This is a genomic window from Phenylobacterium composti DSM 19425, assembly GCF_059568645.1.
In genome coordinates this window covers 541,168-553,091 of record NZ_JCANTT010000011.1, presented here as the reverse complement: position 1 = coordinate 553,091, position 11,924 = coordinate 541,168, and the positions used below count along the sequence as shown (strand labels likewise).

Annotated in this window: 9 protein-coding genes; 3 read left to right on the top strand and 6 right to left on the bottom strand. The window is 68.5% G+C overall.

Features of this window, described 5'->3' with window-relative positions; all coding sequences use genetic code 11:
- Positions 1 to 48: 48 nt before the first annotated feature.
- Together ctaD and coxB are read right to left on the bottom strand one after the other, a co-directional pair.
- A complete protein-coding gene (gene ctaD, locus BO64_RS05660; protein ID WP_496402297.1) occupies positions 49 to 1,701 on the bottom strand; it encodes a cytochrome c oxidase subunit I in 1,653 nt (550 codons plus the stop codon).
- A 17-nt stretch (positions 1,702 to 1,718) separates the two neighbouring features.
- Complete coding sequence (coxB, locus tag BO64_RS05655) at positions 1,719 to 2,705, bottom strand: cytochrome c oxidase subunit II (RefSeq protein WP_496402296.1); 987 nt, start codon at positions 2,703 to 2,705, stop codon at positions 1,719 to 1,721.
- A 358-nt stretch (positions 2,706 to 3,063) separates the two neighbouring features.
- On the opposite strand from coxB, the gene tldD reads away from it, so the two are divergent.
- Together tldD and BO64_RS05645 are read left to right on the top strand one after the other, a co-directional pair.
- Positions 3,064 to 4,494: a metalloprotease TldD gene (gene tldD / locus BO64_RS05650; RefSeq protein ID WP_496402295.1), complete on the top strand. Its 1,431-nt coding sequence runs from the start codon at positions 3,064 to 3,066 to the stop codon at positions 4,492 to 4,494.
- Between the two features lie 164 nt (positions 4,495 to 4,658).
- Positions 4,659 to 6,683 (top strand): TonB-dependent receptor plug domain-containing protein, encoded by a 2,025-nt coding sequence (locus BO64_RS05645; RefSeq protein WP_496402294.1) that lies wholly within the window; start codon positions 4,659 to 4,661, stop codon positions 6,681 to 6,683.
- 77 nt (positions 6,684 to 6,760) lie between these two features.
- On the opposite strand, the gene BO64_RS05640 is transcribed toward BO64_RS05645, so the two are convergent.
- Complete coding sequence (locus tag BO64_RS05640; protein ID WP_496402293.1) at positions 6,761 to 8,599, bottom strand: peptide MFS transporter; 1,839 nt, start codon at positions 8,597 to 8,599, stop codon at positions 6,761 to 6,763.
- A gap of 186 nt (positions 8,600 to 8,785) precedes the next feature.
- Here BO64_RS05640 and BO64_RS05635 point away from each other — a divergent pair, with 186 nt between their 5' ends.
- Positions 8,786 to 9,307: a DUF427 domain-containing protein gene (locus tag BO64_RS05635; RefSeq protein ID WP_496402292.1), complete on the top strand. Its 522-nt coding sequence runs from the start codon at positions 8,786 to 8,788 to the stop codon at positions 9,305 to 9,307.
- A 3-nt stretch (positions 9,308 to 9,310) separates the two neighbouring features.
- Here BO64_RS05635 and BO64_RS05630 read toward each other — a convergent pair whose 3' ends face one another.
- The 3 genes from BO64_RS05630 to BO64_RS05620 form a co-directional block, all read right to left on the bottom strand.
- Entirely contained in the window at positions 9,311 to 9,706 is a 396-nt protein-coding gene (locus BO64_RS05630; RefSeq protein WP_496402291.1) for a GFA family protein, read from the bottom strand.
- 2 nt (positions 9,707 to 9,708) lie between these two features.
- Complete coding sequence (locus BO64_RS05625) at positions 9,709 to 11,064, bottom strand: glutamate--cysteine ligase (protein WP_496402290.1); 1,356 nt, start codon at positions 11,062 to 11,064, stop codon at positions 9,709 to 9,711.
- 112 nt (positions 11,065 to 11,176) lie between these two features.
- Positions 11,177 to 11,917: a 16S rRNA (uracil(1498)-N(3))-methyltransferase gene (locus BO64_RS05620; protein ID WP_496402289.1), complete on the bottom strand. Its 741-nt coding sequence runs from the start codon at positions 11,915 to 11,917 to the stop codon at positions 11,177 to 11,179.
- Between the last annotated feature and the right edge of the window lie 7 nt (positions 11,918 to 11,924).

The window sequence follows — 11,924 nt, the reverse complement described above, 5'->3', positions numbered from 1 at the left end:
CCTTTCGGACGCGCCCCCCATCAAGATTTGTCCCGGAGGACCCGACGCCTAGTGCTGGCTGTCGGGCTTCACCACCGGCAGCTCGTTGAACTGGTGGAACGGCGGCGGCGAGGACAGGGTCCACTCCAGCGTCGTCGCACCTTCGCCCCACGGATTGGCCTCGGCCTTGCGGCGGAAGATCATCGCGTCGAGCAACACCACCAGGAAGATGCCGACGCCGACCAGGGTCACCACGTAGCCGAACGACGAGACCTGGTTCCAGAGCGTGAAGGCTTCCGGATAGTCGACGTAGCGGCGCGGCATGCCCTGGAGGCCCAGGAAGTGCTGCGGGAAGAAGATGAGGTTCACGCCGACGAACATGACCCAGAAGTGCAGGGCGCCGAGCCACTCGCGGTACTTCACGCCGAACATCTTCTCGAACCAGTAGTAGAAGCCGGCGAAGATCGAGAACACGGCGCCGAGGCTCAGCACGTAGTGGAAGTGGGCCACCACGTAGTAGGTGTCGTGCAGGGCGTAGTCGATGCCGGCGTTGGCCAGCACGACGCCCGTCACCCCGCCCACGGTGAACAGGAAGATGAAGCCGATGGCCCAGAGCATCGGCACCTTGAACTCGATGGAGCCGCCCCACATCGTGGCGATCCACGAGAACACCTTCACGCCGGTGGGCACCGCGATGACCATCGTGGCCGCCACGAAGTAGGCGCGCAGGTTGATCGGCATGCCGACCGTGTACATGTGGTGCGCCCACACGACGAAGCCGATGAAGCCGATGGCGACCATGGCGTAGGCCATCGCGAGGTAGCCGAAGATCGGCTTGCGCGAGAAGGTCGACACGATGTGGCTGATGATGCCGAAGCCCGGCAGGATCATGATGTACACTTCGGGGTGACCGAAGAACCAGAACAGGTGCTGGTACATCACCGGGTCGCCGCCGCCCGCCGCATCAAAGAAGTGGGTGTTGAAGTTGCGGTCGGTGAGCAGCATCGTGATCGCGCCCGCCAGGACCGGCAGCGACAGCAGCAGCAGGAAGGCGGTGATCAGCACGCCCCAGGCGAACAGCGGCATGCGGTGCAGGGTCATGCCCGGCGCGCGCATGTTGAAGATCGTGGTGATGAAGTTGATCGCACCCAGGATCGAGCTGGCGCCCGCCAGGTGGAGCGACAGGATCGCCAGGTCCATCGACGGGCCGGTGTGACCCGAGGTGGCCAGCGGCGGATAGGCCGTCCAGCCGCCGCCGAAGCCGCGGCCGGGGCCGCCGTCGACGAACATCGAGATCAGCAGCAGCACGAACGCGGAGAGCAGCAGCCAGAACGAGATGTTGTTCATCCGCGGGAAGGCCATGTCCGGCGCGCCGATCATGATCGGCACGAACCAGTTGCCGAACCCGCCCATCGTGGCCGGCATGACCACGAAGAACACCATGATCAGGGCGTGCGCCGTGACCACGGCGTTGAAGCCGTGCTTGGAGGCGTCGATCAGGCCGAGCTGCGCGAGCAGCGAGCCTTCCTTGAACACCTGGATGCCCGGTTCGGCCAGTTCCCAGCGGATCAGGCCGGAGAGAGCGCCCCCGATCAGGCCCGCCACGATGGCGAACAGCAGGTAGAGGGTGCCGATGTCCTTGTGGTTCGTGGAGAACAGCCAGCGCACCAGGAATGGCGGCTTGTGATCGTGGCTGTGATCGTGAGCGGCGGCGTGGGCCATCTTACTCTAATCCTGGCTTAGTTCTTGGCCGGAGCAGCGGGCGCGGCGGCGGCCGGCGCGGCAGGCTCGGACGTGGCGGGAGCAACGACGGCGGGCGTGGCCGCGTCGCCGGCGGCCGGAGCCGCCTCGGTGTTGGCCGCGCCGGCGGCGTCGGCGGAGGCGTCCAGCGCCGTCGGCGTCGGAGCCGCGAGCGAACCGCCCTTGGAGGCCACCCAGGCTTCAAACTCGGCGTCGCTCACCACCCGGACTTCGATGGGCATGAAGGCGTGGTCGACGCCGCACAGCTCACGGCAGTTGCCGTAGTAGGTGCCGACCTTGTCCGCCTTGATCCAGATTTCGTTCACCCGGCCCGGAATGGCGTCGGTGATGACGCCGAACGACGGCACGGCGAAGGCATGGATCACGTCGGCGCCGGTGACCAGCACGCGAACGGTCTTGTTGACCGGGATCACCATCGGCTCGGTGGCCGCGAGGCGGAAGGGCACGTTCTTCGCCTTCGCCTGATCTTCCGGCAGCAGGTTCGAGACGTACTCGGAGATCTGCAGGTCGGGATACTCGTAGCCCCAGTACCACTGGTAGCCCGTGGCCTTCACGGTCACGTCCGGCTTGGGCATGTCGTGATAGGCGTAGAGCAGCTTGAACGAGAACACCGCCACGAACATCAGGATGAGGACCGGGATGACGGTCCAGGCGACCTCAAGCGGGGTGTTGTGGCTCCAGCGCGCCGGCACAGGGTTGGAGCGCTTGTTGAACTTGACGATCACGATCACCAGCAGGACCAGCACGAACAGCACGATCGCCGTGATGATCGGCAGCAGGATCCAGTTGTGGAAAAAGATCGCGTCGGCGCGCAGCGGGGTCACGCCCGGCTGCAGGTCGATGCCGCCAGGCGTCGGCTGGCCCACCAGGTCCTCGGCGAGGGCGCCAGCGCCCCAGAAGACCCCCATCGCGGCCGCGACGAGACCCGCCGCCAGCGCCCGCAAACCCTGAAACCTCGACTTCATGTCCCCTCGGTCTGGTTGTCCGACGGCGCGCCCCCCGGAACGTGCGGCGCGCACAGCCGACTTCGAGAACAGGCGCGCAGGCGCACACGCTGGCGCCCGCCCGGCCCACTCAGCGCGGGTCCATACGCGCATCGCCGGGGCTTGCCAAGGCCGCCGCGCGGCCTATGAGCCGCCTGCGTGCGGTTCAACGGGGGCGGACTGTGGATTCCAGGCCCCTGACAGCCCCTCGCCGACCGCTCGCAGAGCGCCGTTCCCGGAGAATCATGCCGCGGATCGACACATCCTTTGTGCGGGCCGCCGACGGCGAGCCACGCGGCCGCAGGTGACGGGGCGGGCGGGCCTCCCTATCTTGCGGCGCATGAACGCCCATACGCCCGCCCCTTCCATTCTCGAATCCGCCGGCGTCGACGCTGGCCGCGCCCGCAACATCCTGGGCGAAGCCCTGGCCGGGGCCGACGACGGCGAGCTGTTCGTCGAACGCTCCGAAAGCGAGAGCTTCCTGTTCGACGACGGGCGGCTGAAATCGGCGGCCTATGACTCGACCGAGGGCTTCGGCCTGCGCGTGGTGGCGGGCGAGACCGCCGGCTACGCCCACGCCAGCGAAATCTCCGAGGCGGCCATCCGTCGGGCGGCCGAGTCGGCCAGCCTAGCCAAGCGCGGCTACGCCGGCGTCGCCGCCGAGCCCCCCCGGGCCACAAACGCCCGGCTGTACGGCGAGGACAATCCACTGGCCTCCCCGGCCTTCTCCGACAAGGTGGCCCTGCTGGAAGAGATCAACGCCTGGGCCCGCGCCCGCGACCCACGGGTGGCGCAGGTGATGGTGAGCCTGGCGGGCGAGCGCCGCACGGTGGAAATCCTGCGGGCCGACGGGCGGCTGATCCGCGACGTGCGGCCGCTGTCGCGCATCAACGTGCAGATCACGGTGGAGCGCGATGGCCGCCGCGAGACCGGCTACACCGGGGCGGGTGGTCGCGCGGGGTTCGAGGCTTGGATCTCCCCCGACAAATGGCAGGAGCAGGTGGACGAGGCCCTGCGCCAGGCCCTGGTCAACCTCGACGCCGTGCCGGCGCCCGCCGGCGAGATGGACGTGGTGCTGGGTCCCGGCTGGAACGGCGTCCTGCTGCACGAGGCGGTCGGCCATGGGCTGGAAGGAGACTTCAACCGCAAGGGCACCTCGGCTTTCTCGGGCCGGATCGGCGAGCGGGTGGCCGCGCCGGGCGTCACCGTCTTCGATGACGGGGCGATCCAGGGCCGTCGCGGCTCGCTCACCGTGGACGACGAGGGCACGCCGACCCAGCGCACCATCCTGATCGAGGACGGCATCCTGGTGGGCTACATGCACGACCGGCAGAGCGCCCGACTGATGGGCCTGGCCCCCACCGGCAACGCCCGCCGCCAATCCTACGCCCACATGCCCATGCCGCGAATGACCAACACCGGCATGCTCGGCGGCGACACCCCGCGCGAGGAGATGATCGCCTCCACCAGGCGCGGCCTCTACTGCGCCAACTTCGGCGGCGGCCAGGTGGACATCACCAACGGCAAGTTCGTCTTCCAGTGCACCGAGGCTTATCTCATCGAGGACGGCAAGCTGACGACGCCGGTGAAGGGCGCCACCCTGATCGGCGACGGCCCCTCGGCGCTCACCCGGGTGACCATGCTGGGCGACGACTTCGCCTTTGACCCCGGCATCGGGGTGTGCGGCAAGTCCGGCCAGAGCGTGCCGGTAGGCGTGGGCCAGCCTTCGCTGAAGATCACCGGCCTGACGGTGGGCGGCACGAGCGTCTGACGCCCAGGGCCGCCCGCGCGGCGGCCCTCATGCGCCCGCGCAAGACACACGGCTTACAGGCGGCTCGGGCGCAACATTTCCCCGATTTAATCCACCTTACGGGCATTTAATTGGCCCCTCCCCGCGGCCGCAGGCCATCTGCGCCCACTTGGGGAGTTCATCGTATGCTTGTCGTCAACGTCCTGGCCCAGGCCGCCACGGCCGCCGTTCCCGTCGTGGAGGCGCCGCCGCAACAGGCGGTCATCAGCTATCCGGCCAGCTTCTTCGAGGGGCAGCAGGCCTCCAACGCGGCCGAGATGCTGGAGCGGGTGCCGGGCTTCACCCTGGACGTGGGCGACACGGTCCGCGGCTTCGAGGGCGCCGCAGGCAACGTCCTGATCGACGGCCAGCGCCCCACCAGCAAGAGCGACAATCTCGAGGAAATCCTCCGCCGGGTGCCGATCAGCGCCGTGGAGCGCATCGACATCATCCGCGGCGGCGCCCCCGGCATCGACATGCAGGGCAAGTCGGTGCTGGCCAATGTGATCCGCAAGCCCGGGGCCAGCTTCCGCGGCCTCTTCGCCGTGGCCAACAACCACCTCTGGGACGGCCGCAACATGCACGGCATGCGCCTGGAGCTGTCGGGCAGCGACGGGACGCGGACGTGGGAAACCACCATCCGCTACGGCTACGGCAACGACGACGGCGGCCAGTTCGGCCCCTATGTCCGGCTCCGGCCTGACGGGACCATCGAGCGCCGGGCCGCCTACGAGGCGGAGAGCGACGGCCTGCAGCAGACCATCACCGCCGGCTACAGCCAGCCCCTCCTCGGCGGTCGCCTGTCGCTGAACGGCCGGGCCTTCTGGGACAGCTGGAAGAGCGAGAACACGGTCCGTTTCGTGGAGCCCGTCGACCGGGTGGACAACATCACCTCGCCCTACGACGAGTTCGAGACCGAGCTGGGCGTGCGCTACGACCGCGACTTCGGCCCCCGGACCAAGCTCGAGACCGTCGTCCTCAGGACCGATTCCGACTTCCACGGCTTTGACCTGTACCGCTCGGGCGACCTCTCCAGCGACTTCCGCTACGAGCGCACCTACGACGAGACCATTGGCCGGGCGGTCCTGAAGCACCAGCGCTCCACCACCCTCTCGTTCGAAGCTGGCGCTGAGGTGGCCCTCAACCGCCTCGACAGCCACGCCGAGGCCTATGAGAACGGCGTGCCCGAGGAACTGTCCGCCGCCGATGTGAAGGTGGAGGAACTGCGCGGCGAGGCCTTCACCAAGGTGGTGTGGCGTCCGACCCCGACGTGGACCCTGGACGGAGGCCTGCGCTTCGAGGCCTCGGAGATCTCGTCGGAGGGCGACGTCGTCCTGGAGAAGCGCCTCAGCTTCCTGAAGCCCCGGCTGAGCCTCGCCTGGCAGCCCCGCCCGACCACCCAGGTCCGCGCCCGCGTCGAACGTGTGGTCGGCCAGCTGGACTTCGACGACTTCGTGGCGGACGCCGACTACGAGGAAGGCACCGGCGTCAGCGTGGGCAATCCCGACCTCGATCCCGAGCAGGCCTGGGGCGGCGAGGTCGCCCTGGAGCAGCGGTTCTGGAAGAGCGGCGCCGTGACGGTCACCTACCGCCACTCGGAACTCACCGACGTGATCGACCGCGGCCCGGTGTTCCTGCCCGGCGGCAAGGTCTTCGACCGGCCCACCAATATCGGCGACGGGACCAAGGACGAGCTGATCGTCACCCTGACCGTGCCGTCCGAGCCTCTGGGTTGGCGCGGGGGCATGTTGCGCGGGGAGCTGAACCGCCGCTGGTCCAAGGTCACCGACCCCACGACCCTGACCTCCCGCGAGATTTCCCGGCTGCGGCCGCTGGAGTGGGAAGTCCAGCTCACCCAGGACCTGCCCCAGTGGCGGGCCAGCGTCGGGGTGGCGGCCTACAGCGGCTGGTCCGAGACCACCTACCGATACAACTCGGTCACCGATGTGAAGCTGCACAACGCCTATGTCACCACCTGGGTCGACAAGCGGCTGTCTCCGGACGTGGTGGTGCGGGTGGAGCTGACCAACCTCACCGAACGCGGCATCCGCTTCAACACCCAGGGCTACCAGGGCGACCGGCGCACGGGCTCCCTCGGCTACACGGACGATCGCGACCTCACCCCCGGACGCACGCTCTATGTGCGCGTCCGAAAGTCTTTCGGCGGCTAGCCGCCCCGCAGACGCCGAAAGCAGAGAAGGCCGCGGAGCGATCCGCGGCCTTCGTCTTTTCGGGGCCGGCGCCGAGCCTAGCTGTTCTGGTCGTTCCGCACCGCCGCCGGGCCCACCGCCTGCCGCTCGCCGTCGAGGACCGGGGCGATCGGCTCGGGCTGCGGATGGTTGGCCGCGTCGTTCACGCCGTGGGCCCAGTGCTTGATGAAGAAGCTGGCCACCACGAAGAGCGCGCCCACGCCGATGCCGGCCCAGCCCAGCTTGTTGAAGCCGTCCAGCGAGGTGGCGAAAGCCCGGGCCGGGTCGAGGACCTGCCCGCCCACGGTCTCGGTGCCCATGGCGCCGGCGATCCAGCCGCCGACGTACTGGGCGATGGACGAGGCCAGGAACCACACCGCCATCATGAAGCTGACGACCCGGGGCACCGATAGCTTGGTGATCTCGGACAGGCCCACCGGCGACAGGAACAGCTCGCCGGTGGTGTGGAACATGTAGAGCAGGCCCAGGAACACCAGCGGCATGCGGTACTGGTCGTCCGCGAAGCCCTGGCCCCACACCACGATCAGGAAGCCCAGCCCCACCTGCAGCAGGCCGAGGCCGAACTTCATGGTCGGGTTGGGGTCGCGGCCGCGCTGGGCGAGCCACGCCCACATGGCCGCGAAGATCGGGGCGAAGATCAGGATCCAGCCGGCGTTGAACGATTGGGTCTGGGCCGCCGAGATCCCCATCAGGTTCACATTGGTGGCCGCAAACAGGTTCAGCGAGGTGCCGGCCTGTTCGAACAGGGTGAAGAACACCACCGAGCCGAAGATCAGCACCAGGGCGAGGAGCATCCGCTCGCGCTCGATCTTGCCGCACTTGGCGATGACGAAGCCGATGTAGGCCAGCGAGGCCAGGATCGAGACGCCGAGGGCGTAGCCGACCAGTTGGTTGCTCTGCACGAGGAACCACACCGGGATCACGCCGGCGACGCTGACCAGATAGATCAGCCATTCGCGGTTCACCGGGCCAACCTTCTCCTGGAGCTTCGCCGGGTTCGGCGGCTCGCCCTTGCCCTCAAGGTGTTTCTTGCCGAGGACGAAGACCACGAAGCCGACCAGCATGCCGACGCCGGCGAGGCCAAAGCCCGCCCACCAGCCGAACTTCACGCCCAGCAGGCCGCAGAGGGCCGAGGCCCAGAAGGCCCCGAGGTTGATCCCGTAGTAATAGAGGGTGAAGCCGGAATCCCGCCGCGGATCGCCCTGGGGATAGAGCTGACCGACGATGGCCGAGATGTTCGGCTTCAGGAACCCGACGCCCATGATGATCAGGCTGACCGCCAGGAAGAAGGCGTTCTTGGCCAGCGGGTCGGTGTCCACGGTCTGCTCGTACGAGCCGGCAGGCAGCACTGCCGGAAGCGGCGCGGCGGCCGGCAGGTCCTTGATCTGGATGCCGCCGCCTTCCGCCGGGCCGAAGGCGTAGGGCTTGCCCTCGACCATCAGATTGACCGTCCGGGACTCCATCCGCCCCTCGGCCACGACCTCATAGCTCTGGCCGGCGTAGGTAAGGGTTTCGCGGGCGCCGCCGCCCTCCACCGCCATGGTCAGGTGGCCCGCCACCAGCAGCAGTGCGCCAAAGCCCACCGCCTTGCGCGTGCCCAGCCAGCGGTCGGCGATCAGGCCGCCGATCAGCGGCAGCAGGTACACGAGCGAGGTATAGGAGCCATACTGGTTGCCCGCGGTCTTCTGATCGAACAGCAGATGCTGGGTCAGGTAGAAGACCAGGATCGAGCGCATGCCGTAGTAGGAGAAGCGCTCCCACATCTCGGCGAAGAACAGGATGATCAGCCCGCGCGGATGGTTGCGGCGGAGCTGCATCAGCACCGGCAGGCCCGTGATGAGCGTGATCGCGATGCCGATCAGGACGACGATGTTCATTCGGAGAAGGTTCCGGTTTCCCTATGGACTTCCCAGGCTTCGGGAAGGTTTGCCCCGATCGCCGGAATTTGTGGGGGAGAAAATCACGCGTATTCCGCGAGCACAAGCAATCGGACACTCAGGCAGAAATCTGGCCGGAGCCTTGGGCGCCCCAGCGGCGTTCTCTGCCGGAAGGAGAATTTCCGCATGCTCACTCCCGGCCCTGACCATCCGATCACCCTCGAGCCCGCCACGTCCCGCTGGCGTGCGTTCTTCGCCGGCCATGTGATCGCCGACACCGATGACGCCCTGGTGCTGAAGGAAGCGGACCTGAGGCCGGTCGTCTATTTCCCGCGGGGCGACGTCTCGATGGACTACTTCACCCGCACCGACCACGTGACACACTGTCCCTACAAGGGGGACGCGGCCCACTACAGCCTCTACATGGACGGAGAACTCGTGGAGAAGGCCGCCTGGAGCTACGAGGATCCCTTCGAGGCGGTCGGGCCCATCGAAGGGCGGATCGCCTTCTATCCCGAGGTCGAGGTCTATGCGGTGGATGACGCCCGGGTGAACCCGCACCATGAACCCCGCACCTATGAAGACGGGGCCGACTGCTCCGAGGTGGACGAGATCGTCCAGCACACCGACGCCGGCGATGGGACGACCCAGCGCGAGCACTGGCCCTCCAATGTCGAAGGGCCCGGCCCGGACGGCGGGGTGCGCTAGGGCCTACTCCTCCACCGGCCCCGGCCACTCCGGCCGGCCGCCGGGACGCAAGGTCATGTCCACGCCCTCGGACCAGCGGAACGGCACGCCCTCCGGGGGCTCGAAGTCCTCCAGACAGCCCACGTTGACGCCGTAGTGGTCCGGCATCGAACGCTTCCGGTGGAAGGGATAGATGCCGCAGGTCCGGCAGAAGTAGTGCCGGGCGACCCCGGTGTTCCACTGGTAGAGCGAGAGGTTCGCCTCACCCGCCTCGATGACGAGAGCGCTTTCGTGCACCGTCGCCATCTGCGCGCCCTTGCGGCGGCAGAGCGAACAGCCGCAGCGGGTGAACTCCCTGATCTCGCCGTCGATGCGGAAGCGGACCGCGCCGCAGTGGCAGGAGCCGGCCCAGCGGCCCATGGTCAGTACGCGAAGTCCTCGAACACCCGGCCGACGTCCCCCGCCCAGCGGGTCTCGTACAGCTCCAGCAGGCGTTCGGCGGGGGTGATCCCGGTCTCGGCGATGGTCTGCAGTTCGGAGAGGTAGCCGCTCTCGTCCACCAGGCCGCCCGACAGGCGGTTGCGGCGCTTCAGACCCTCGGCGGCGATGGCCAGCACGTCCTTGGCCACGTCCTGCACCGACCGGCCGCCCACCTGCGCCTTCAGGCCCAGGCGCGCGACGTCCGCCCGCAAGCGCTCGTGGTCCTCGATGTCCCAGTCCTTGGCGAGGTCCCAGGCCGCCGCCAGGGCGGCGCCGTCGTAGAGCAGGCCCATCCAGAGGGCCGGCAGGGCGCACAGGCGGCTCCACGGGCCGGAGTCAGCGCCGCGCATCTCCAGGTACTGCTTGAGGCGAACTTCCGGGAAGATCGTGGTGGTGTGATCCGCCCAGTCCTTCAGCGTCGGCCGCTCGCCCGGCAGCTCGGGCAGCCGGCCCTCCATGAAGTCGCGGAACGAGCGCCCCGCCACGTCGATGTACCGATCCCCCCGCTTCACGAAGTACATGGGTACGTCGAGGGCGTAGTTGGCGTAGGCCTCGAAGCCGAAGCCGTCGCGGAACACGAAGTCCAGCATTCCCGTGCGGTCCGGATCCGTATCGGTCCAGACATTGGCGCGGGTCGACAGGAGGCCGGAGGGCTTGCCTTCCTTGAACGGCGAATTGGCGAACAGCGCCGTGGCGATGGGCTGCAGGGCCAGCGAGGCGCGGAACTTGGCCACCATGTCGGCTTCCGAGCCGAAGTCGAGGTTGGCCTGCACCGTGCAGGTGCGGAACATCATGTCGAGGCCGAGCGCGCCGACCTTCGGCATGTATTCGCGCATGATCTTGTAGCGGCCCTTAGGCATCACCGGGACCTGCTCGCGGGTCCACAGCGGCGTGAAGCCCAGGCCCAGGAAGCCCAGGCCGAGCTCGTCGGCGACGACCTTCACCTCCTGCAGGTGCCGGCCGGTTTCCTCGCAGATCTCGTGGACCGTCTCCAGCGGCGCGCCGGAAAGCTCGAACTGGCCGCCGGGCTCGAGGCTGACGTTGGCCATGCCGCGTTCCAGGGCGATGACGTGCTCGCCCTCCAGCACCGGCTCCCAGCCAAATCGGGTCAGGCCGTCCAGCAGCGCCTTGATGCCGCCCGGCTCGTAGGGGACGGGTTCGTGCGAGCCCAGCTTGAAGACGAACTTCTCGTGCTCGGCGCCCACGCGCCATTCGGCGGCCGGCTTAGCGCCCTTCTCGAACCAGCGGACGAGGTCCTCGAAAACAAGCGGACGATCGTCGCCGACGACACCGGCCATTCCACTCTCCTCCCCAAGCCCAACCTGGCCCAGCCCGGATCGCGCCAGGGAAGGTCCCTCGCGGCGCAGGACGTTTACGCCGTTCAGCTAAGTGGGGGCAATTGCATCAAGCTCAAGTGCGCCGTTGTTCGGCGCGCCAATCGCCCGCCGCCGCCTGCCACAAGGTCAGGGCGCTGATGGCCGCCGTGTCGGCCCGCAGGATCCGCGGCCCCAGCGAAACAGGAACCGCATAGGCCAGCCCCCGAAGCATCTCGCGCTCGCGGCGCGAGAAGCCGCCCTCGGGTCCAATCAGGATCGCCCAGGGCTGGTCCTGGGGCGCGCCGGCCAGGGCCTCCAGCACTGGGGGCGCATCCCCAGCCTCGTCGCAGAACATCAGCCGCCGGCCGGCATCCCAGGCGCTGATCAGGGCTTCCAGCTTCACCGGCTCGCGCACCTCGGGAACATCCAGCCGGCCGGTCTGCTCGGCCGCCTCGGTGGCGATGGCCCGCAGTCGGTCCACCCGGGTGTGGTCGGTGTTGGTCCGCTCGGTCATCACCGGCCGCACGCGCCGGGCGCCCAGCTCGGCCGCCTTCTCGACGATGGTCTCCAGAGGGCCGCGCTTGACCAACGCCACCACGAGGTCGAGGTCCGGCCCCGGCGCCTGGGGGCGGGCCGGATCGATCACCTGCAGGGTCACCGCCCGCTTGCCCACCTGCGCCACCAGGGCCCGCCACTCCCCGTCCCGGCCGTTGAACACCCTGAGCTCGTCGCCGGCCTTTGCCCGCATCACCGCGCCCAGGTAGCGGCTCTGGCCCTCGTCCAGGGCAAGCTCGGCGCCGGCGGCCAGATCGTGGCTGACGAACAGACGGATCATGCGCCCT